Raw genomic sequence first — 21079 nt, 5'->3', positions numbered from 1 at the left:
AGAGAAATCGGCGGCACGCTCAAATGCGTGCCGAATGCTTCAACGCGCTATGCAGACACGTTGACTGGCCTTAAGTTGCATTTCGCCGCCGTGGGATGTCACGCGACGTAGCGCGCAACACTGACGAATTGACACAGACTGCCCGCCAGTACGAACAGGTGCCAGATACCATGTCCGTGCCGGATGCGCTCGTCGTTGATGAAGAAGTAGATACCGGCGCTGTAGATGATCCCGCCGGCCACGAGCCAGGCGGTACCCGCTGCTGGTAAAGCTTGAACCAGCGGGCGGACGGCAACGAGCGCGAGCCATCCCATCAATACATACAGCACCATCGAAACGCTGCGGGTGCGTCGCCCGAGCGTCAGTTCCTGCACGATGCCGAGAGCGGCGAGCCCCCAGCTTACGCCGAATAGCGACCAGCCCCACGGTCCGCGCAAAGTGACAAGCGCGAACGGGGTGTAGCTGCCGGCGATCAACAGGTAGATCGCCGAATGGTCGCATTTTTGCAGAACCGCTTTGACACGCGGGTTGCGCACGCTGTGGTAAAGCGTCGAGATAGCATACAGCACGAACAGCATCGCGCCGTAGACACTGAAACTCACCACCTTGTACGCGTCGCCGTCGAGCGCGCCCATTGTCACGAGCGTAGCCAGCCCCGCCACCGACAGCACGGCGCCGACGAGGTGGGTAATGCTGTTGAAACGCTCGCCGACATGCACGGCTCTTTCCTCCTGCGCGGTTTCATTAGGGTTTATACCACCCACATGATACCGGTCCTGAAAAAACGAAGGGCGCGGCCGCGTTATTTCGCAGGCCGCGCCCCAGGTGCGTCTGACGCTGCTTAGTCGAGCGGCGCCGAACGCAGATCGGACACTTGCTGCGGCGACACAGCCGTACCGTGGTTGCCCCAGGACATACGAATGTACGTCACGACGGCTGCCACTTCCGTGTTCGACAGTGCCTGGGCAAACGGCGGCATGCCGTACGGATGCGGATTGGAGTCGGTGCTCGGCGGGTAACCGCCGTTCAGCACCATACGGATCGGATTGACCGCCGACGGCATCTGGATCGACTGGTTGTTCGCCAGCGGCGGGAAGGACGGCGGCATGCCGAGGCCATTTTCCGCGTGACACTTCGCGCAGTTGTCAGCGTAGATCTTCTGACCTTGCTTCAACAGTTCGCCGCCGAACTTTTCCGAGGTTTCGAGCTGCAGCGGTTCCGGCGCTTCGCTCTTCTGCGGAATCGTCTTCAGGTACGTGGCCATTGCGTTGATGTCTTCGTCCGACATGTACTGCAGGCTGTTGTGAACCACTTCAGCCATCGGACCGAACACCGCGCCGCGGTTCGACACACCGGTCTTCAGCAGATCGGCGATATCTTTGGTTTCCCAGTCGCCGAGGCCGGCTTCCTTGTTCGACGTCAACGACGGCGCATACCAGTTTTGCAGCGGGATCAAGCCGCCGGCGAATGCCGCCGAGCTGACCGGGCCACCCATGGCGTTGATCGACGTGTGGCACATGCCGCAGTGGCCGAGGCCTTCGATCAGGTACGCGCCACGGTTCCATTCGACCGACTTGGTCGGATCAGCCTTGTACTCGCCTTCGCGGAAGAACAGCGTGCGCCAGCCGATCAGCATGTTGCGCTGATTGAACGGGAATTTCAGTTCGTGCGGGCGGCTCGGCACATTGACCGGCGTAACCGAGCGCAGGTACGCGTAGATCGCGTCCGAGTCGGCGCGCGTGACCTTCGTGTAGCTCGTGAACGGGAAGCCCGGGTACAGCAGGCTGCCGTCTTTCGAGCGGCCCGTGTGCATCGCGCGGTAGAAGTCGTCCTGCGTCCACTTGCCGATACCGTACTGGTCGTCAGGCGTGATGTTCGGCGTGAACATCGTGCCGAACGGCGTAGCCATCGGCAGGCCGCCGGCGAACTGCTTGCCGCCGCGCACCGTGTGGCAGGCGATACAGTCGCCGGCGCGGGCGAGGTACTCGCCCTTCTTGATCAGCGCGGCCTCGTCGGCGGGCGTTGCCGCCATAGCCGTGCCGTTATGCAGGTTGTCGCCGCCCGACCACAGGACGGGAACGAGTGCGGCTGCCGCAACGACCACGACTGCCGAGAGGGCGAACAAAGACTTGCGTTTCATTTGAGTGTCTCTCCCGGTGCCTTATTGCGGTTCGCTGCCGCAGGCAAGCGGAGTCTTCATCGAGCGGGCCGGAGCCGGCACGGGGTTTTGTGGGGCCGTTTGCGTGGAAAGCCATGCAGCGACGGCGTTCACATCGTCATCAGTCAGACGCGTGGCGATGGTGTGCATGCAATCCGGTGCGATGGCATGACGCGAGCCCGAACGCCATGCGCCCAACTGCGCGCTGATGTAATCAGCATGCAAACCGACCAGACCCGGGATAGCGGGTTCCATGCCGGTCAGCGCCTTGCCGTGGCAGGCCGCGCAAGCCGGAATCTGTTTCGATGCGTCGCCGTGCAGCACGATCTGCTCGCCGCGCGCAACGATGGCCGCCGACACGGTCGGCTTGGCCGGCGTGGGGTACGGCGGGCGTTGCTGCGAGAAGTACGTGGCGATTTGATGAAGGTAGTCGTCAGAAAGATACGTGACGAGGTAGTTCATCGGCGGGTACTTGCGGCGCCCCTCGCGGAAGTTCTGTAGCTGGTTGTACAGATAGTCGGCCGGCTTGCCCGCCAGACGCGGGAAGTAGTCGTTGTCGGTACCTTGGCCATGCGAGCCGTGACAGGCCGTACAGCCTTGCACGCGCGCTTCCATCGTATCGGGGGCCTTCGGTTGAGTCTGCGCTTTCGCAGCGCTATAGACACCCGCGGAGCCGATCAGCAGAAGGGCGAGCAACGGGCGGAAAATGCGTCTTGAAGACACGCGTAACTCCATCAAAATCGGGGACCTGACCGAACTTCGGGCGGCTCGGTGTGAAGGGCAGCCGGCGCTGCGACGACGCGGAATTCTATCATCGAAGGGTGATGGTGACTATTTGCCACATTAGAGAAGGTTCCGTGTGTCACAGCTATGCGACAGTTTGTCGCGCGCCGCCGCCTGGCAAGTGGGCCGGCCATCCCGATTTTGTCCGAGGAATCGCGGGCGCAAGTGCTGCTCTTGCAGGCTTGCATGACAAAGCGGGTTGAACCGACGCGCACGCCGACCATCGAAGCGTACACTTCCGGGCGCGCTGGCGTCTGTCCGATGCCCACGCCCCTGGCTCAATGTCCACCGTTCTATTTTCCATAAGCTATCGGCCTTACATGAAGCTATTCAATTTTTCCCGTCCGGCGCTGCGTGCGTTGACGTTCGGCGCCGCCGCGCTGGTCATGACGTCCACGGCGTTTGCGCATGCGCATCTGGTGTCGAGCGAGCCGGCGGCGAACGCCGAAGTGGCCGCCGTCACCGAAGTGACGATCCATTTCACTGAGCCGCTCGAGCCGGCTTTCAGCAAGCTTGAACTGAGCGACGCGAGCGGCAAGCCCGCCGCGCTGGCCGCGTCGCAAGTCGACAAAAGTGATGCAAAAGTGATGCATCTGGCGTTGCCGCAGTTGGCGGCCGGCCGCTACGGGGTGCACTGGACGGCGGTTGCCACGGACGGCCACCGTACGCAAGGCGACTTCGCGTTCATCGTCAAATGACCATGGACGGACTGTGGATCGGGCAGGTCGCCATGGCCGCGCTCATGAATGTCGCGTTCGCGTTTGCCGTCGGTTCGGCCTTGCTCGGCGCGTGGCTCGCTAAGGATGCGCAGGCCAAGATCAACCCTGCGCGGCCCGCCTGGCTGCGCGCGCAACGGTCGATGCTGACGGCTAGCGTCGTGCTGGTGCTCGCGGATCTCGGCTGGCTGCTGTATCAGGCGGCGTCGATGAGCGGCGTGGCGTTGCCGGCGGCTATCGGCGTGGTGCCGTCCGTATTGACGCAAACCCATGTCGGTTATGGCTGGAGCGTGGCGTTCGCCGGCGCGCTGGTGTTGCTGGGCACGGCCATGGCCGGTCATACGGGCATGCTGCGCAATGCGCTGCTGTGGCTCGCGGTGATCGCGATTGCGGCGGGCAAGGCGTCGCTCGGCCACGCGGCAGATGCCGGCCCGGTCTCGGCGGCGCTCGGCATGCAGACGCTGCACGTGCTGGTCACGGGCGTCTGGGGCGGCCTGGCGATGGCGGCGGGGCTCGCGGTATTGCCCGCGCTGGGCACGTCGACCGCTCGTGGGATGCTGATCCGCACGGCGACGCAGGTGTCGAACGTATCGCTGGTGGCGGTCGGGCTGGTATTGCTGACGGGCGTCTTCAATGCCGTGCGTGGTTCGGGCGGCTCGTTCGAAGCGATCGAGACGAGCACGTGGGGCCACGTGCTGACGCTGAAGCTTACGCTGATCGCACTCGCACTGGTGCTCGGCGGACTCAACCGTTTCTCGGCGCTGCCGCGCTTGCGCCGCACGGCCTCGACGATGGACGCGCATACCTTCGTCAACGTGCTGTATCTGGAAGCTCTGGCGATGATTGGCGTGTTCGTCGCAGCGGCCGTGTTGTCGCACAGCGTGCCGGCATTTGCCGCGTTGGGCTGAGAAAAAAGCGCCGCACAGTAAAAACGTGCGGCGCAACACACACGGTCGCCCGGCGGTCGCCGGCTGATCCGTTACTGCCCTCTAGGCCGCGAGCGCGTTGCGCGCCCGTTCCAGTGTCTCTTCCGGAAACATCTCCTGCTGCAGTTCGCCGTCGTTGCCGAACCACTGGCAGATCAGCCAGTTGCCCGGCGCAAACAGCACCGGCCCGGTCCAGGTGGCCGTCATTGGACGTCCGCCGGACTTGAGCGTCAGGACGTCGCCGGCGCAGTAGGCGGGTTTCGTGGGCCTCGCAGGTTTCTTTCCCAGTCGCATGGTGAGCATCCGTTCGATGAGCCCGATCATTCGAGGCCGAGCCGATGTCCGAGAATCGGCGCGCAGAAGAGCGCGATCGCGCAGCCCGCTGCTTTGCCTTCCAGTTCCGCGCCTGCGGCATGCGAGCCGACCATATGCGTCAGCAGATCGGAGAGCTGCGGCAGGCAGTACAGTACCGCGGCCGCGACAAAGCACTTTTCGACCACGGAGATGCGCCAGCCGCGTTCATAGGCGAGCATCGCGCCGATGATGCGAAGCACGCCGAACACCACCAGCGCGCCGACGGCGGCCTGTTCGCGGAGCAGATAGTCTGGCAGGAATTCGCCCATGATGTTCCCCGATGCATGTGTCGTTTGCATGCATTTGAGCAAGGAGCGGGCCATGCGTATGTCCGGTGCCGAACCAACGGCGTGAAAGCCTTTCTGGATAAAGTTTTGCGGGCGATGTCGCAGGGCTGGGAAAGCGCCGCGAAGCGCGTGTTCCGGCAGTTTCGGTCCGCGGTGTAACGTAACTGAGACGGCGCGTGCTACGTCTGGCGTAACGTGCGCGCCGGTCAGCCGTGACACATCAAGCTGTCACGCAATTACCACTCCGCGACGCTGCCATCCTCATGGCGCCACACCGGGTTGCGCCAGCGGTGGCCGATCTTCGCCATCTCGCGCACCTTATCTTCGTTCACTTCGATACCGAGCCCCGGGCCTTGTGGAATCGACACGAAGCCGTCTTCGTATTTGAAGACTTCGGGGTTCTTGATGTAGTCGAGCAGGTCGTTGCCCTGGTTGTAGTGAATGCCAAGGCTCTGTTCCTGGATGAACGCGTTGTAGCTCACCGCGTCGATCTGCAGGCAGGTGGCCAAAGCGATCGGGCCAAGCGGGCAGTGCAGGGCGAGCGCGACGTCGTACGCCTCGGCCATCGCCGCGATCTTGCGGCACTCGGTAATCCCGCCCGCGTGCGATGCGTCCGGCTGGATGATGTCGACGTAGCCGCCCGACAGGATGTGCTTGAAGTCCCAGCGCGAATACAGGCGTTCGCCCAAGGCGATCGGCGTGTTGGTCTGGTTGACGATGTCGCGCAAGGCTTCCGCGTTTTCCGACAGCACTGGCTCTTCGATGAAGAGCAGCTTGTACGGGTCGAGCTCCTTGGCCAGCACCTTTGCCATCGGCTTATGCACGCGGCCGTGGAAGTCCACGCCGATGCCGATGTTCGGCCCAACCGCTTCGCGCACGGCGGCGACGTTGTCGATGACGCCTTGCACCTTGTCGAAGGTGTCGATGATCTGCAACTCTTCCGAGCCGTTCATCTTCACCGCCTTGAAGCCGCGTTCGACCACGGCGCGCGCATTGTTCGCAACATCGCTCGGACGGTCGCCGCCGATCCACGAATACACCTTGATCTTGTCGCGCACCTGGCCGCCCAGCAGCGCATGAACCGGCACGCCGTGATGCTTGCCCAAGATGTCCCACAGCGCCTGGTCGACGCCTGCGATCGCGCTCATCGTGATCGGGCCGCCGCGGTAGAAGCCCGCGCGATACATCACCTGCCAGTGATCTTCGATCAGTAGCGGGTTTTTGCCGATCAGATAGTCGGATAGTTCCTCGACGGCAGCCGCCACGGTATGCGCGCGGCCTTCCACCACGGGTTCGCCCCACCCGACGATGCCTGCGTCGGTCTCGATCTTCAGGAAGCACCAGCGCGGTGGAACGATGAAGGTTTCGAGCTTCGTGATTTTCATGGCGTGCGTCTCCTTGCGGCTTGAGTGCCTGCGTGTGCGGGCGATTTCGAGGATTCACATGCTACAACAAAAGCGCGATTAAGTACTATTAATAGTACTATTCGTCAAATAGTGGCCGGGTGTTGGTCCAGATGTTGGCCGGGGCTGCTGGATACTCGCCGGGCGCCGGGCGCCGGGCAACGGGCAACGGGCAACGGGCAACGGGCGACGGGCGACGGGCGACGGGCGACGGGCGACGGCGACGGCGACGGCAACGGCGAGGTCGCGGCCGAGCATGACCAACGCCGGAACGGTGCCGAAGCCATAGGTCGGCAGGTCGGGATGCCGGATAATCGCGGTCGTTCCGATATCAATAGCGCCGAGAGGCTGCTGGGAGAAAGCTATTCAGCACGATCTGCATGGGCGCGTCGCCCATCTGCTGGCGACCGCGATTCTGCGCGGCGACTACGCGCCCGACTCGATCCTGCCGCGCGAGGCGGAGTTGATGGATACCTTCGGCGTGAGCCGGACGGTGTTGCGCGAGGCGCTGCGTACGCTGACGTCGAAAGGGCTGATCGAATCGCGTCCGCGGGTCGGCACCCGCGTACGGCCGAAGCACGCGTGGAATCTGCTCGATGCCGACGTGCTCGACTGGTACTCGCGCGTCGCGGAGCCGATGGCGTTCGCGCTCAAGCTGCAGGAAATGCGCGAGATGATCGAGCCGTACGCCGCAGGTCTGGCAGCGGCCTCGCACACGGACGACACCTTCAATGCGCTGGCGGCAGCCCATGCGTCGATGGTCGCGGCGCGCAATGTCGATGAATGGGTCCGCGCCGATCTGCAGTTCCATCTGAGCGTGCTGACGGCCTGCAGCAACGAATTGCTGATTCCGCTCGGTACGCTGATCGAGCGCACGCTGGAAGCACAGCTACGCCTGAATGCGAAACGCGCGGACGTGTTCAACGCATCGCTGGCCGAGCACACGGCGGTGTTCGAAGCGATCCGCGACCGTGACGCGGTGGCGGCGCGAGAAGCGATGGCAGGCTTGCTGAGCGTGACGCGCGGAAGAATCGAAGGGTGAGTGTGACGCGAGTGCGCCGCCGCTCCTGCTTGACCCATCCATCATCGTGCTCAATCCATCGCCGCATGCGCCATTGACGCATCCGGCGCCTGGCGCGCCGGGCGGATCAACAGCACCAGCGGAATGACCAGCAGCGTGGCCAGGAACATCAGCTTGAAGTCGTTCAGATAGGCGATCATCGAAGCCTGCTGCGTAATCGACGCGTTCAGCGCCGCCAGGTCGTAATTCGAACCGCTGTTGAGCATGGGCTGGATCGCCGGATTGAAGGGCGTGATATTCGCGGCAAGGTCAGCATGCGAAACCTGCGTGTTGCGCGTTATCAGCGTCTGCACGATCGAAATGCCGATACTGCTGCCGATATTGCGCATCAGGCTGTACGTCGCAGTGCCGTCTGCACGCAGTTCAGGCGTCAACGTGGAGAAGGTCAGCGCGCTCAATGGCACAAACACAAGGCCTAGGCCAAAGCCCTGGATTACGCCAGGCCAGACGATATCCGACGCCGACAGCACGATCGTGTAATGCATCATCTGCCACAGCGCGAACGCGGAGATCAGGAAGCCGGCGAGCAGCAACAGCCGCGCGTCGACCCGCTTCGACAGCCGCCCCGCAAACAGCATCGCGACCATGGTCCCCGCGCCGCTCGGCGCCGTGACGAGACCCGTCGTCGCGACCGGATAGTTCATCAGGTTCTGCAGCATCGGTGGCAGCAAGGCGCGCGTCGCATACATCACCGCGCCGATCACGAAAATAAAGAACGTGCCGGTGGCGAAGTTCGGGTCCTTCAGCAACTCATATTTGAAGAACGATTGCTTGCCGACCGTCGCGGTATGCACGAGGAAGAACGCGAAGCTGAGCGCCGCGACCATCGCTTCGATGACGATCTCATGCGAGCCGAACCAGTCGAGCTGCTCGCCGCGGTCGAGCATCGCCTGCAGCGCGCCGATGGCAAGACCCAGGGTGGCAAAGCCGAATGCGTCAAACTTGGCGTCGTGTTTCGGTTCACGCGCCGGCAGGAAGGTGGCCACGCCGAACAGCGCAAACGCGCCGATCGGCACGTTGATGAAAAACACCCAGCGCCAGTTATAGCTATCGGTGAGCCAGCCGCCGAGCGTCGGCCCGAGAATCGGCCCGACCATCACGCCCATGCCCCACACCGCCATCGCCTGGCCCTGCTTTTCGCGCGGATTGATGTCGAGCAGGATCGACTGCGACAGGGGCACCAGCGAGGCCCCGAAAATCCCCTGCAGCAAACGCGACGCGACGATCTGCGTCAGCGTTTCCGACAACCCGCACAGCGCCGAGGCCACCGTGAAGCCGCCGATCGCAAAGATCAGCAACCGCTTGACGCTCAGCCGGTCGGACAGCCAGCCGGTCAAAGGCGTGGCGATCGCGGCCGCGACGATATACGAGGTCAGCACCCACGTGATCTCATCCTGCGACGCGGACAGCGTGCCCTGCATGTGCGGCAGCGCGACATTGGCGATGGTGCTGTCGAGCGTCTGGATCAGCGTCGCGAGCATGATCGAGACGGTGATCATCGGCCGGTTGAGCGGGACGGCGGCGCTCGTCGGCGGGGAGTCGGAGGACATGGGCGAGCGGGATCTTCGATATAGTAAGCATGCTTAGTATATCGGCTGCATGCGCATGCGCCCACCAGGAATTATGCGGAGCCTGAATTGCGCTTGCTTACACCCATTCCGACGACGACAAACGAAGGCCTTTCGTATAATCCGCGCATGAGCATCCAACTCGAAGAGCGTTTCGGCTTTCTGATTTCCGACGTCGGCCGCCTGACAGGCAAGCGTTTCGACGATCTAGCGAAGTCATCGGTCGATCTGACGCGCGCGCAGTGCCGCGTGCTGGCCAACCTTGCCCATTACGGCGACATCAACCAGGCGCGGCTCGCGGACCTGCTCGAAGTCGCGCCGATTTCGGCGGGACGTCTGCTGGACCGCATGGAAGAGGGCGGCTGGATCGAGCGCACGGCCAATCCGCAGGATCGCCGCGAGCGCCAGGTGCGTATGACGCCGAAGGCCGAGCGCACGCTTGGCAAGGCCCGCAAAGTGGGCGATGAAATCGCGCTCGAAGCGCTGAACGGCTTTACCGACGAAGAAGCGAAGCAGCTCATCGCACTGCTGCAACGGGTGCGCGGTAATCTCAGCCGGCTGGTGGATCGCTGAACCCGCTGACATCGCGCTGATGTTCGTATTTACCCGTGGTTGCGGCATTGGACCACGCTGAAGACCGTCCTTGACCTGCCAACATGAGTAGGCAGGGTGTCAGTCGATCTTTCACTCCCTGCAGTTCCTGCCGGGCAGGTGCTACTTCCGCTCAGCCGGGACGCTCAGTCACCACAGGCAGTTGCGCGCGGTGCAGACGGCCTGCAAGCCGACCGACCTGGTCGGGGGGAGTTGGGGATGAAAATCATCTCGGCAAAAACGATCTCGCTCACCTTCGCCGCTGCCTTGGCCGGCTGCGGTGGCGGGGAATCTGGGCAGTGACCCGGCGGCGACACGGCAATTGTTTGACGCGTTGCCACCGGCATTACAGGCAGCGACCTCATTCGCACTCGGCGAGTCGAGGGTATTGACGATGCCGGGCTACATCGACGAGGGGGTGTCTGTATTTGTGGCGGCGAAAGGCGTTCACCAGATACTCGAGCAAAGCCCAGGCGGACGCTCAGCATGCGCAGCAGAGTGCGCTGGTACGACTTCACGCTTGCCGAGGCAGGTGGTTTCTCGCGGCGTTTTGCAGGCCGTGTCGAAACGGGTAAGGACAGCGTCAGCGATCCGGCAATGGGCATAGCGGGTTAGTCAGGGCAATAGCGTTATTCGATCCGTTTCAGAAGATTGGATTTACCGGGCGGGGGGCGCGCAGAGCGTTGCCACTCTGATATAGCGGTTCCGCATACCGGTAACGGAAGTTATGTAATGCGACGATTTACCATCGTTCGTCTTGTGACAAAAAACTACACAATGGACTCGTCGATGATTTTCGTCGATAGAGGTTGTTATGAAATTAATTAGGTCTATAAAATATTTTAAATGTAGTAGAAGGCAACCGTAGAGAGCAACCATGAATCAGGAAGCAATGCAGAAGCCGTCCGTCAACGCGCCGTCCAAGGGACGCAAGCGGCAGCAATCCGTTTCGGCACTGCATGATGCGGAAAGCATCGCACTTTGGTATGACACGCGTGCACTCGAAAACCTGACCGACGTGCAACGCGAAGAGATCATCGGCAAGATCATTGAGAGCGGTTTCAATGGCGTAGTCCTTTATCCGAATAACTGGAGCACGTTTGCCGATCGCTTTCCGCCGACCACGACGCGCGTCGTCGCTTGTGCCGACGCGGCCGATTGGCAGTTGGCGCAGGCGGCCGGTTTCTTCGCTGAGGCGCAAGAGGGCGAAGCCAGGAGCATCGTGTCGAGCGCCGATATCCAGCTATTGGCACAAGCCGCCGATTCGGGCTGGTCGACCTGCTTCCGTACGCATGTCAACGATGCGCGCTCGCTGGGCGACTCGTTCCGCCATGGTGTCCATCACGATTGCGTGATGGTGTCGTTTAAAGATCCGACCAACATTCCACTCGAACTGGTGATCGCCGAGTTGCACACCCAACCGGCGCGTCTCCTCAAGGAAGTCGGCGCGGATGTCGACGACGCGGTGATCGCGCTTGGGGTGCTGGAACTCGGAAGCGACGGCGTAGTGGCGAGTTTCACCGACGTGGCGCAGTTCGACGCCTTCGTCGCAAAGCTCGATGCGGTCCGCAACCCGCCCATGCGTGTTCAGACGGGTGTGGTGAGGGCGACGCGTCATCTCGGCCTTGGCTATCGGGCTTGTATTGACACAACGCACATGTTCGAACCCGACGAGGGCCTGTTGGTAGGGTCCACGTCGACGGGCGGACTGTTGTGCTGCCCGGAAGTCTTCCATCTTCCCTATATGGAACTCCGTCCGTTCCGCATCAACGCAGCTTCAGTACACAGCTACGTCTTTCATGCAAGCGACCGGACCAGCTATATCAGCGAACTCAAGGCAGGCTCGCAGATCACCGCGGTCAATGCGTCGGGCCGCACGCGGCAGATTTACGTGGGACGCGTCAAGACGGAGATCCGTCCGCTGATCCTGATAGAAGTGACGTTCGACGGCGGCGAGAACGTCAACATCGTCATGCAGGACGACTGGCATGTGCGCGTCTTTTCAGATCAGGCGTTACCCCGCCACGTGACCGAACTGCGCCCCGGCGATTGCGTGCTGGGATTCACGACGCAGCCGGGTCGCCATGTCGGCGTCAAGGTCGACGAGCACATCATCGAAGTCTGATTGTTTCGCCGACTTGCTCGCTGGACATCGCATACATATCTTGGTGCGCCGTTAATGTAGGAATGCAGAATGAATAAGATAATTTTGACTGGTGCCACCGGCTTTGTCGGCAGCGCACTTGCTGCGACCTTGTTATCCCGCGGCGCGACCGTGCTCGCGGTGTCCCGCAATGATCAGGATGGCTGCCGCACCGAAACGGCCGTGCGTGAAGCGGCCGCCGGCTGCGGACTTGACCTTGGTGCTGCTATCCGCGATCGCTTGGTAACGTTCGACGCGGGGCAGGGTCCGCTCGCTGACGCGCTCGACGCCGACTCGCTGCAAGCGGCCGACGCCGTCTGGCATTGCGCTGCAGAGATGAGCTATTCGGCGAACAAGCTTGCGCATGCGTATCAAACCAACGTGTGCGGCACCGTGGACCTATATCGGAAGGTCGCTGCGCACGCGCCCGCTTGCAAGCGCTTCTACTACGTGTCGACCGCATACACTGCGGGCATCCGGGGCGGTAATACAGACGAGACATTGCACGTCGGCAATCCTTGCGTGAACAGCTATCAGGTTACGAAATGGTGCGCGGAGCAGTCGCTGTCCGTGCTGCACCAGGAGGGAGCGCTGCCGGTCGCCATTTTCCGGCCGACGATCGTTGTCGGTCACGCGCAGACTGGATGGGCCCGACGCAATGGTTTTGGTTTCTACATGTTCGTCGATGCAATCGAAGCCGTGCGCCGCGCAGGGGCATCCCACGCGCGGCTGAATCTGCCGGGCGACGTCAAGCCCGATCTCGTGACGGTTGATCGCGTCGTCGACGACATGGCGGGACTGACGTCGCGTGAGGATCAGGGTGCCGCTTTTGAGGTGTTCCATTGCTCCGGTGGCCGCGAACTGAACAATCGGCAGCTCCTGTCGATCATCAGCGAGACGACTGGCGTACGCGCGACGCATGGACCGCCGATGACACTGCTCGATCAGCGTATTGATCGTGCGATTGATGCGAATCGCCTGTTTGCGAGCACCGATTGGACGTTCAACCGCACGAGCCTCGATGCGGCACTGAAGCGGGAATCGCGTTCGACGCCTGTTGACAAGGACCTGCTCGCGCGCCTGGTCGATTGGTACCGGTCGGAGGTGCCGCTCAAGATACCTCCGGTCGCAGGGCAGTTGGAAACGCAAGCGTGAGTGTCCTCATGTCTTCGCCGCCTCCCGTCGCCGCGCCGCAGTTTAGCGGCAACCGTGTCGATGCGCTGACCGAAGCATTTGCGGAATTGGTTCGCTACGACAATACCAATACCAACCAGATTCTCGTTCTAGACGGCACGTTGTGCGCAGCACGCCTCGCTGGCGCCGTCACGCGTGCTGCACGGGCCTTCCCGTTGCTTCACGCCGGCTACCCGCCTGATCCTGGCGCGGCGCACGATGTGGACGCGGGGAGCGTCGCGCTGCGTGTCCATCGCTGGAACGGTCGATGCGATTTCGGCGACGCGGGATTTCGCGCGCTGCTCATGAGATTGAACGAGCTCAACAGGCTCGATTGGAAGCGGCGCGCGCCATTTCAGTTGTATCTCGTGCTGGGCCGTGATGCTTCGACGTCGTGCGTCTACCTAAGCAGCGCACACGCTGTCGCCGATGCTCACAGCGATTGTTTGCTGCTCGAACGCATCATGGACGAATATGTGTGCGCCAACGCCAACGCCAACGCCAACGCCAACGCCAACGCCAACGCCAACGCCAACGCCAACGCGCATGCACATGCACATGCACATGCACATGCACATGCACATGCACATGCACATGCACATGCACATGCAGATGCAGATGTCCCAGCCGCGCCGCCAGCTATCCATGACTTCGAGCCGCTTCACCGTATTCGTCCCGAGTGGTATTCGCCGCGTGCCCGTGCAATCCGGCTGGCGCGCGCGGCGCTCAACATCGCGGGCGATCTGCTTCGCCGCAATCGGAATTTCACGAGTCGACGTGCGGCGCTCACTGGTGCGCCAATGCCACAAATCGATTTCTATCACAGCGTGGTGGACAGCGAACTCGAAACGACGGCGAAGCGGATTGCGAAGCACATGGGCGTTACGCTCAATACGCTCTTGACGACGGCACTGGTGCGGTTGACTGAGCGTGGCGGCACGGGCCTCGGCTTCACGCGTGTGACTTGCGCGATCAGCTTGCGGCTAACGCTGGATCCGCGTTACTCGGACACGTTTCGCAACTACCTCGTCCCCGCCGGTCTACGCATTCGCACTGGTCTGCCCGATAGGGTGTTGCTTGCGCACGTGCATGGTGCTGTGCAACGCGCGCGCGAACAGGCGGCCTTGCAACTGGAACTGGGCCGGCTCGAATGGCTTGTGCTGCTGCTCAAGATTCCCGTCCTCTATCCTCTGACACGCGCCATAGTGCGCCGCGCACAGGGGACTAACGCGTGCGTTTCAAACCCCGGCCTGATTCGCGCGGATATGAGGAAACTGGACGCGTGCGTCGAAGGCCCCGCACGCGCGCGTGCGCCTTCCAGCTACGTCGGCTTTGGATGTCTGGTAGAGCCATACGACTTCATTCTTTATACGCCGACTGTGAACGGACGACTGCAGTTTGACGCAGTCTTCCGGCGCTCCGCATTCGACGATTTCAGTACTCAGTTCATGGGGCCGTACTGCGCCGAACTCAGACGCCTGCTGGATAGCCTCGACGGTGCCGAACCTGCAGTGTTGCCTGGCTCAGCCCGCGAGGCACGGGGTGTCGAACGCCGCGGGTAGCGCCGGTTGGCCGTGCATTGGTGGCGCGCGGCGGCAGTTGAACGGCCCGTGGACGTGTCGCCACGACTGATCTTTCACATTGGAATTACCAGGTAAGGAACACGGATGACCTACATTGCACGCAAGCGACGCTGGTCGCGGTTTGTCGATCCGCAAAGCGGATCCGCACTGATCGTGCCGATCGACCACGGTCTGACGATCGGCCCCGTACGCGGTATCGCACGTCTCGAAGACATGGTTGGCTGGGTGTCGCGGGGCTTGCAAACGGGGGTCGTCGTGCACAAGGGACTCGCGGAACGCCTGGGGCTTGTGACCAGCGGCGGAATGATGATTCATCTGAACGGTGCGCTGTCCCTCGACGAACAGCCTGACCGGAAGCGTCTGCTGACATCAGTTGAGGCGTCAATGCGGCTGGGTGCCGATGCGGTTTCGGTGCAAACCAATTTTTTGCCTGCGAACACGGGCTCCAACCTGCGACTGCTCGGCCGCGTGATCGACGATGCGCATCAGTTCGGGCTGCCGGTGCTCGCGATGCTCTATGACAAGACGGGTACCGGTAACGCGAGCGAGCGTATGAGACGGATGCGCCATTTCGTGCGTGCGGCGGTCGAAATGGGAGTCGATGCAATCAAGCTCGGCGTTCCCGATGACCTCTCCGCGATCGCCGAGTTGATTGACGGCGTGCAATCGCACACGAGCGTCGTGTTCGCAGGTGGCGAGCGCAAGTCGGATGAACAGTTGGTCGAACTGGCGCGCGCGATCGTGCAGTACGGCGGGGCGGGTTTGTGCGTCGGCCGTAATGTGTTCCAGCACGACGATCCGTGCAGCATTCTGGCGGAACTGCGCGACGCGTTGCGTACTGCGCGTACCGCATGCGGTGAGCCCGACGGGGCGCGGAGATTTCCGGGCGAGTCGCGACCGCATTTCGAACCGCACGGGCTGTGCAAGCCGGTTAAGGACCCGGCCTGCGTCATAACGACGTAACGAGCCGCGCTAGCCAGCGTCGATGAAGGTAGCGTATTTCGACACGAATAAGGAGACTGTCATGGTATTACCGCTGCTGCAGCGGGCAGGTTGCGTCGAGTCGCTGGTCGACCGGCATGTGCGGGCGGGACGCGGCGAGCGTACCGCGCTAATTGAGTGTTCCAGCGAGGGCCGGCGCAGCCTCAGCTATGCGCAATTGGCCGCCGCTACCATTCGGCTCGCGGGTGAGCTCGACGTGGAGTTGGGCGGATGCCGTGCGCAGCAGCGCATTGCCATCGTCGGAAGCTCGACGCTCGAAACGCTCTGCATCTGGCTTGCGGCGATGCGCGCGGGACACTTGCCGTTTCTTGTCCATCCGGACCTCGGCGACGATGCATACGACCTCCTCTTCAGCGATTTCGATCCCGCACGCGTTTTTCGCGACCGCACCGCGCGGGTACGGCACGGCCTCGATTTGCGGCCGGTCGACGAGGCTGGACTTGAGCGCCGCGAGGTCGCCGCCGCGTGCATGGCCATCCGGCGCGAGCCGGGGGCTGACACCGATACCGGGCCGGACTTGCGTGCCGCATTCTGCCTTGCATCGTCTGGATCGACGGGACGCCCGAAGATCTGCGTGCATTCCCATCACGCGGTGGCTTCATTTGAACGGCACGTGACAGGACCCATGTGGCGGTTGAGAGATGACGATATCGTGTTGGGGACGAGCGGGCCGTACTTTTCGTTTGGGCTGCAAGGCATCCATCCGGCGCTGTCGATCGGCGCCACGTCCGTACTGCTGCCCGGCTGGCAAAGCCACGACGAATTTCTCGCGGCCATCGAAGCGGAGCGAGTCAGTGTGTTCCTCGCGGTGCCGACGCTGTATCACCTGTTGATGGCGCGCGCGAAGCGGCCGTTCAGGCTCGACTCGCTGCGCTTGTGTCTTGCTGCGGGTGAACGGCTGCCGGCTGTAGTGCGTGAGCGTTGGGAGGCGTTCTCGCGCGCACCGATGCTCGATTCAATCGGCACGACGGAAACTTTTCTACCCTATCTGTCTGAAGTCGCTGGTGTTGCGTCCGGTCTGCGCGAGGTCGCGGCATTTGGCTATGAATGGACTGCGGCAGGGGGAGACCCCGACACCGGCGCATACGGGAGCGCAGGCGCGCTCGACGATGCATCGGTGTTGCGCGTCACCGGTGACGCGCTGATGCTAGGGTGTTTCCGACCCGGGGAGAGCGCAGCTTACCAGCCGCAAGGCCCCACTTTCGACCCCGGCGATCTGTTTGCGCGCGCTGGCGACGGCTGGCGCTTCCTGTCACGTCGCTCTGAGCGAACGAAGGTTGCGGGGCATTGGGTGTCACCACAAGATCTGGAAGAGTTCCTGCTCGCCGATCCACGCGTGGTGAAGGCCGCGGCGCTGCCGGTCGAGACGCCCGAAGGGCTGGTGCGGCTACGCGCATTTATCGTGCTGGACGTTCCGGAGTACTGCGCGGCGCATATCGTCGACGATATGATCCGGCGCATCCAGCGTGAACTCAAACCGGGCGCCCTGCGTCCGGACCGAATCGAGGTCGTGCGGGACCTGCAGAGCACGCCGAGCGGCAAACTCAGGCGCGAGGCGTTGCACGTAGCACCGCAGAACGGTACGGGGTGTGTACTGTCTGGCCCGCGGCGTTGAGGGAAATGGATCGCGCCCGGGTATCGGGTTGCATACCGGATAGACAAACCCGTAAACGGACAAAGGGTTACAAGCCAATGACCTGTAACCCTTTGATAACACTGGTGGCGAATCAGGGACTCGAACCCCGGACCTGCGGATTATGATTCCGTCGCTCTAACCAACTGAGCTAATTCGCCGAAAGAAGCGAGATTATGCGGATAGGGCCGGAGGCTGTCAACCCCCGGCGCGCAATTTTTTCAAGTTGCCCCGTCCGCCAGGCGTTTCAGTCCTTCGCGTAAATATCCGAGTCCTTGGTTTCCCTGACGAACAGCACGCCGATCACGAGCGTGACGAGCGCGATCACAATCGGATACCACAGCCCCGAGTAGATGTTGCCCTTGGCCGCCACGATCGCGAAGGCGGTCGCCGGCAGGAAGCCGCCGAACCAGCCATTGCCGATGTGATACGGCAGCGACATCGAGGTATAGCGGATGCGAGTCGGGAACATCTCCACCAGCATCGCCGCAATCGGCCCGTAGACCATCGTCACGTAGATCATCATGATCGTCAGGATCACCACGCTCATCGGCCAGTTGATCTGCGATGGATCGGCCTTCGGCGGATAGCCGGCGGTCTTCAGCGTGGTCGCCAGGGTCTTGTCGAACGCCTTGCCCTGGTCCTTGGCGTCGGCGGCCTTGCCGTCATACGTGTTGATCACCGTATCGCCGACCTTGATCTCCGCCAGCGTGCCCGCCGGCGCCGCGACGTTCTCGTAGTTCAAGCCGGCTTTCGAGAGCGCGCTCTTGGCGATGTCGCAGGAACTCGTGAACTTCGCCGTGCCGACCGGGTTGAACTGGAACGAGCACTCGTCCGGGTTTGCGATCACGACGATCGGAGACTTCGCCGTAGCCGCTTCCAGCGCCGGGTTCGTATAGTGAGCCAGCGCCTTGAACAGCGGGAAGTACGTGCAGGCAGCAATCAGCAGGCCGGCCATGATGATCGGCTTGCGGCCAATGCGGTCCGACAGCGAGCCGAAGAACAGGAAGAACGGCGTGCCGATCAGGAGCGCGATCGCGATCAGGATGTTGGACGTCGCGCCATCGACCTTCAGCGTCTGCGTCAGGAAGAACAGCGTGTAGAACTGGCCGGTGTACCAAACCACGGCCTGGCCGGCGGTCACGCCGATCAGCGCGAGAATCACGACCTTCAGGTTTTTCCACTGACCGAATGCTTCCGACAGCGGCGCCTTCGACGTCTTGCCTTCTGCCTTGATGCGCTCGAACACCGGCGATTCATGCAGTTGCAGGCGGATCCACACCGACACGCCGAGCAGGATGATCGACGCGATGAACGGGATACGCCAGCCCCACGCGCCGAACGCGTCTTCGCCCATGGCCGTGCGCACGCCGAGAATCACCAGCAGCGACAGGAACAGGCCGAGCGTGGCAGTCGTCTGGATCCACGCGGTGTAGAACCCGCGGCGTCCCTGAGGCGCATGTTCCGCGACATAGGTTGCCGCGCCGCCGTATTCGCCGCCGAGTGCGAGGCCCTGCAGCAAGCGCATCGCGATGAAGATCACCGGCGACGCCATGCCGATCGACGCGTAGCCGGGCAGGAAGCCGACCAGGAAGGTCGACAGGCCCATAATCACGATCGTGATGAGGAACGTGTATTTGCGCCCGACCATATCGCCGAGGCGTCCGAATACGATCGCGCCGAATGGCCGCACCGCGAATCCCGCGGCGAAGCTGAGGAGCGTGAAGATGAACGCGGCAGTCGGATTGACGCCGGAGAAGAAGCTCTTGCTGATGAAAATCGCAAGTGAGCCGGCCAGATAGAAGTCGTACCACTCGAAAACCGTACCCAGCGACGATGCGAAGATTACCCGCTTCTCATCGCGCGTCATCGGCACGTGCGAGATTTGCCCGCCAACGGTAGCCATATGTCGTCTCCAATATTGATATGTGCACGCGGTTCGCCGGCAAAGGCGTTCCCGTGCAACCGATTATTGGAGTGGAAACTTACGGCGTACTGACGTGACGGGGTGAAATGGCAGCTTCGGGCGTGTAGGGGAAAATTCAATCAAAAAACGGTAACGTACCGCTAAATTCTTATAAGATTTGCCAAAATTATCTCAATATGGCGGCAGCGCCATGTGCGGGCCGTTGCGCCCTTAGGGTAAGTCCCGTGCCCGTTCGAGTACCTGCAAGCTGACACGCACAAGCGTTCCGGCCAGCCGCGGCGAGGTTTGATAGACGTTATCGTCGATCGTCATTTCTCCGCCGTGCATCGTCGCGATCTCGCGGACGATCGCGAGCCCAAGGCCGCTGCCGTCGCCTTCGCGGCCGAGAATCCGGTAAAAACGCTCGACCACCCGCGAGCGCTCGGCCACCGGAATGCCGAGTCCGGTGTCTTCCACTTCCAGATGCACGCGCCGCGCCGTCGCGTCGTGCCGCACCCGTACGGTGATCCGCCCGCCAGCCGGCGTGTAGCGGATCGCGTTGTCGATCAGATTCGACAACATTTCCCGCAACATGACCGGGTTGCCGTCGACTTCGACGGGTTCTTCGGGCGCTTCGTAGCCGAGGTCCATCTGCTTGGCGAGCGCGGCCTGAACCCAGTCGCGCACGGCGTTGCGGGCCACCTCGGTCACCTCGACCGGCGTGAAAATCTGGCCCGACATGCGGTTTTCCGCGCGCGCCAGCGCCAGCAACTGGGTGACGAGACGCGCCGCATGCTCCGAACTCGTGGCGATCTGTTCGAGCGAGCGGTGAACTTCCGCGGAGGCGTCCTGGCGCAGCGCAAGCTCGGCCTGGGTGCGCAGACCGGCAAGCGGCGTTTTCATCTGATGCGCGGCGTCGGCGATAAAGCGCTTCTGCAACTCCATGTTCTGTTCGAGGCGTGTCAGCAGATCGTTGAACGACGTCACCAGCGGCTCGATTTCCGGCGGCGCGCGGCGGGCTTCGAGCGGCGACAGATCGTCCGGGCGGCGCGCGCGAATATGCGCCTGCAGGGCGTGCAGAGGCGCGAGTCCGCGCGACAGGCCGAACCACACCAGCAGGATCGCCAGCGGCAGGATCACGAACTGCGGCAGGATCACGCCTTTGATGATGTCGTTGGCAAGCTGGCTGCGTTTGTCGAGCGTCTCGGCGACCTGCACCAGCACGGGTTGAGCGCCGCGCGTCTGCGGAAACTCGACGGTCGTATAGGCGACGCGGATATCGTTGCCGCGCAGCACGTCGTCGCGGAATTCGACGAGGCCGGGCGGCGGCCGGTCTTCCTCGTGCGGCAGCGGCATGTCGCGCTCGCCGCCCACCAGTTCGCCGCGCGTGCCGAGCACCTGATAGAACACGCTGTCGACGTTGTCGGCGCGCAGAAAGTCGCGGGTGGAGTCGGGTAGCGACAGCTCCGCCACGCCGTTGATCGGGTGGATCTGGCGGGCGAGCACGTAGGCGTCGGTTTCGAGCGCACGGTCGAACGGGCCGTTGGCGATCGACTTGGCGACCAGGTAGGTGACCGCAAGGCTCATCGGCCAAAGCAGCAGCAGCGGCGCCAGCATCCAGTCGAGAATCTCGCCGAACAGCGAGCGCGGGCGTGCTTCGGCGGCGGCTTCGGTCTCGTCGGGCGGGGCGAACGGATTGGCGTAGCGCTCGTCGCGCGCCTCGTCGAGGTCCGCCGCGTGCGCCGTAGCGCGGTCTGCGCGTGCGGACATGG

The 21079-nt window shown here is 62.7% G+C and carries 19 protein-coding genes and 1 tRNA gene; 10 read left to right on the top strand and 10 right to left on the bottom strand.

What is annotated here, in order from left to right; all coding sequences use genetic code 11:
- Positions 1-98: 98 nt before the first annotated feature.
- From trhA to AYM40_RS17290, 3 genes are all read right to left on the bottom strand, one after another.
- The gene (trhA, locus tag AYM40_RS17300; protein WP_063497284.1) at positions 99-719 is read right to left on the bottom strand and encodes a PAQR family membrane homeostasis protein TrhA; all 621 of its coding nucleotides are present in this window, start codon (positions 717-719) and stop codon (positions 99-101) included.
- A 122-nt stretch (positions 720-841) separates the two neighbouring features.
- On the bottom strand, positions 842-2140 hold the full coding sequence (locus tag AYM40_RS17295) for a c-type cytochrome (protein WP_063497283.1): 1299 nt from the start codon (positions 2138-2140) through the stop codon (positions 842-844).
- 21 nt (positions 2141-2161) lie between these two features.
- Positions 2162-2893 (bottom strand): c-type cytochrome, encoded by a 732-nt coding sequence (locus tag AYM40_RS17290; RefSeq protein ID WP_063497282.1) that lies wholly within the window; start codon positions 2891-2893, stop codon positions 2162-2164.
- 368 nt (positions 2894-3261) lie between these two features.
- Between AYM40_RS17290 and copC the strand changes: the two genes are divergently transcribed.
- A complete protein-coding gene (gene copC / locus AYM40_RS17285; protein ID WP_063497281.1) occupies positions 3262-3639 on the top strand; it encodes a copper homeostasis periplasmic binding protein CopC in 378 nt (125 codons plus the stop codon).
- Positions 3636-4565, top strand: a complete 930-nt coding sequence (locus tag AYM40_RS17280; protein ID WP_063497280.1) for a CopD family protein — start codon at positions 3636-3638, stop codon at positions 4563-4565. The genes copC and AYM40_RS17280 overlap by 4 nt, the downstream gene beginning before the upstream one ends.
- 81 nt (positions 4566-4646) lie before the next feature.
- On the opposite strand, the gene AYM40_RS17275 is transcribed toward AYM40_RS17280, so the two are convergent.
- From AYM40_RS17275 to dgoD, 3 genes are all read right to left on the bottom strand, one after another.
- A complete protein-coding gene (locus AYM40_RS17275) occupies positions 4647-4907 on the bottom strand; it encodes a YodC family protein (RefSeq protein WP_420488454.1) in 261 nt (86 codons plus the stop codon).
- Positions 4904-5206, bottom strand: a complete 303-nt coding sequence (locus AYM40_RS17270; RefSeq protein ID WP_063497279.1) for a hypothetical protein — start codon at positions 5204-5206, stop codon at positions 4904-4906. The genes AYM40_RS17275 and AYM40_RS17270 overlap by 4 nt, the downstream gene beginning before the upstream one ends.
- Positions 5207-5460: 254 nt before the next feature.
- Positions 5461-6609 (bottom strand): galactonate dehydratase, encoded by a 1149-nt coding sequence (dgoD, locus tag AYM40_RS17265; RefSeq protein WP_063497278.1) that lies wholly within the window; start codon positions 6607-6609, stop codon positions 5461-5463.
- A gap of 352 nt (positions 6610-6961) precedes the next feature.
- On the opposite strand from dgoD, the gene AYM40_RS17260 reads away from it, so the two are divergent.
- Positions 6962-7669, top strand: coding sequence for a FadR/GntR family transcriptional regulator (locus tag AYM40_RS17260; protein ID WP_236720963.1), 708 nt, complete (start codon positions 6962-6964; stop codon positions 7667-7669).
- Positions 7670-7719: 50 nt separating this feature from the next.
- Here AYM40_RS17260 and AYM40_RS17255 read toward each other — a convergent pair whose 3' ends face one another.
- Positions 7720-9258 carry a DHA2 family efflux MFS transporter permease subunit gene (locus tag AYM40_RS17255; protein WP_063497276.1) on the bottom strand — a complete coding sequence of 513 codons (1539 nt, stop codon included), beginning with the start codon at positions 9256-9258 and terminating at the stop codon, positions 7720-7722.
- Positions 9259-9405: 147 nt separating this feature from the next.
- Here AYM40_RS17255 and AYM40_RS17250 point away from each other — a divergent pair, with 147 nt between their 5' ends.
- From AYM40_RS17250 to AYM40_RS17225, 7 genes are all read left to right on the top strand, one after another.
- Positions 9406-9849 carry a MarR family winged helix-turn-helix transcriptional regulator gene (locus tag AYM40_RS17250; protein ID WP_063497275.1) on the top strand — a complete coding sequence of 148 codons (444 nt, stop codon included), beginning with the start codon at positions 9406-9408 and terminating at the stop codon, positions 9847-9849.
- A 504-nt stretch (positions 9850-10353) separates the two neighbouring features.
- The gene (locus AYM40_RS43265) at positions 10354-10482 is read left to right on the top strand and encodes a hypothetical protein (RefSeq protein ID WP_256390485.1); all 129 of its coding nucleotides are present in this window, start codon (positions 10354-10356) and stop codon (positions 10480-10482) included.
- Between the two features lie 262 nt (positions 10483-10744).
- Entirely contained in the window at positions 10745-11992 is a 1248-nt protein-coding gene (locus AYM40_RS17245; protein ID WP_236720860.1) for a 3-dehydroquinate synthase II, read from the top strand.
- 69 nt (positions 11993-12061) lie between these two features.
- Complete coding sequence (locus tag AYM40_RS17240) at positions 12062-13165, top strand: SDR family oxidoreductase (RefSeq protein ID WP_063497274.1); 1104 nt, start codon at positions 12062-12064, stop codon at positions 13163-13165.
- An 8-nt stretch (positions 13166-13173) separates the two neighbouring features.
- Positions 13174-14745 (top strand): hypothetical protein, encoded by a 1572-nt coding sequence (locus tag AYM40_RS17235; RefSeq protein ID WP_063497273.1) that lies wholly within the window; start codon positions 13174-13176, stop codon positions 14743-14745.
- 105 nt (positions 14746-14850) lie between these two features.
- On the top strand, positions 14851-15729 hold the full coding sequence (locus AYM40_RS17230) for a class I fructose-bisphosphate aldolase (RefSeq protein ID WP_063497272.1): 879 nt from the start codon (positions 14851-14853) through the stop codon (positions 15727-15729).
- A gap of 61 nt (positions 15730-15790) precedes the next feature.
- Complete coding sequence (locus AYM40_RS17225; protein WP_158515287.1) at positions 15791-17383, top strand: AMP-binding protein; 1593 nt, start codon at positions 15791-15793, stop codon at positions 17381-17383.
- A gap of 102 nt (positions 17384-17485) precedes the next feature.
- On the opposite strand, the gene AYM40_RS17220 is transcribed toward AYM40_RS17225, so the two are convergent.
- The 3 genes from AYM40_RS17220 to AYM40_RS17210 all read right to left on the bottom strand — a co-directional run bounded on the left by AYM40_RS17220 (position 17486) and on the right by AYM40_RS17210 (position 21077).
- Positions 17486-17562: transfer RNA gene (locus tag AYM40_RS17220), tRNA-Met, on the bottom strand.
- An 86-nt stretch (positions 17563-17648) separates the two neighbouring features.
- Positions 17649-19307, bottom strand: coding sequence for an MFS transporter (locus tag AYM40_RS17215; RefSeq protein ID WP_063497270.1), 1659 nt, complete (start codon positions 19305-19307; stop codon positions 17649-17651).
- 231 nt (positions 19308-19538) lie between these two features.
- On the bottom strand, positions 19539-21077 hold the full coding sequence (locus tag AYM40_RS17210; RefSeq protein WP_063497269.1) for a sensor histidine kinase: 1539 nt from the start codon (positions 21075-21077) through the stop codon (positions 19539-19541).
- Positions 21078-21079 lie beyond the last annotated feature (2 nt).

The organism is Paraburkholderia phytofirmans OLGA172 (assembly GCF_001634365.1).
In the GTDB taxonomy this organism is placed as follows: Bacteria; Pseudomonadota; Gammaproteobacteria; order Burkholderiales; family Burkholderiaceae; genus Paraburkholderia.
Note: the sequence above shows the minus strand (reverse complement) of the source record. Positions and strands in the feature narration are given on the sequence as shown.

Coding starts and splice junctions, on each gene's coding strand:
- AYM40_RS17295 (WP_063497283.1), bottom strand. CDS start 2,140: ATGAAACGCAAGTCTTTGTTCGCCCTCTCGGCAGTCGTGGTCGTTGCG.
- AYM40_RS17290 (WP_063497282.1), bottom strand. CDS start 2,893: ATGGAGTTACGCGTGTCTTCAAGACGCATTTTCCGCCCGTTGCTCGCC.
- copC (WP_063497281.1), top strand. CDS start 3,262: ATGAAGCTATTCAATTTTTCCCGTCCGGCGCTGCGTGCGTTGACGTTC.
- AYM40_RS17280 (WP_063497280.1), top strand. CDS start 3,636: ATGACCATGGACGGACTGTGGATCGGGCAGGTCGCCATGGCCGCGCTC.
- AYM40_RS17275 (WP_420488454.1), bottom strand. CDS start 4,907: ATGATCGGGCTCATCGAACGGATGCTCACCATGCGACTGGGAAAGAAA.
- AYM40_RS17270 (WP_063497279.1), bottom strand. CDS start 5,206: ATGGGCGAATTCCTGCCAGACTATCTGCTCCGCGAACAGGCCGCCGTC.
- dgoD (WP_063497278.1), bottom strand. CDS start 6,609: ATGAAAATCACGAAGCTCGAAACCTTCATCGTTCCACCGCGCTGGTGC.
- AYM40_RS17255 (WP_063497276.1), bottom strand. CDS start 9,258: ATGTCCTCCGACTCCCCGCCGACGAGCGCCGCCGTCCCGCTCAACCGG.
- AYM40_RS17250 (WP_063497275.1), top strand. CDS start 9,406: ATGAGCATCCAACTCGAAGAGCGTTTCGGCTTTCTGATTTCCGACGTC.
- AYM40_RS43265 (WP_256390485.1), top strand. CDS start 10,354: ATGCGCAGCAGAGTGCGCTGGTACGACTTCACGCTTGCCGAGGCAGGT.
- AYM40_RS17245 (WP_236720860.1), top strand. CDS start 10,745: ATGAATCAGGAAGCAATGCAGAAGCCGTCCGTCAACGCGCCGTCCAAG.
- AYM40_RS17240 (WP_063497274.1), top strand. CDS start 12,062: ATGAATAAGATAATTTTGACTGGTGCCACCGGCTTTGTCGGCAGCGCA.
- AYM40_RS17235 (WP_063497273.1), top strand. CDS start 13,174: ATGTCTTCGCCGCCTCCCGTCGCCGCGCCGCAGTTTAGCGGCAACCGT.
- AYM40_RS17230 (WP_063497272.1), top strand. CDS start 14,851: ATGACCTACATTGCACGCAAGCGACGCTGGTCGCGGTTTGTCGATCCG.
- AYM40_RS17225 (WP_158515287.1), top strand. CDS start 15,791: ATGGTATTACCGCTGCTGCAGCGGGCAGGTTGCGTCGAGTCGCTGGTC.
- AYM40_RS17215 (WP_063497270.1), bottom strand. CDS start 19,307: ATGGCTACCGTTGGCGGGCAAATCTCGCACGTGCCGATGACGCGCGAT.
- AYM40_RS17210 (WP_063497269.1), bottom strand. CDS start 21,077: ATGTCCGCACGCGCAGACCGCGCTACGGCGCACGCGGCGGACCTCGAC.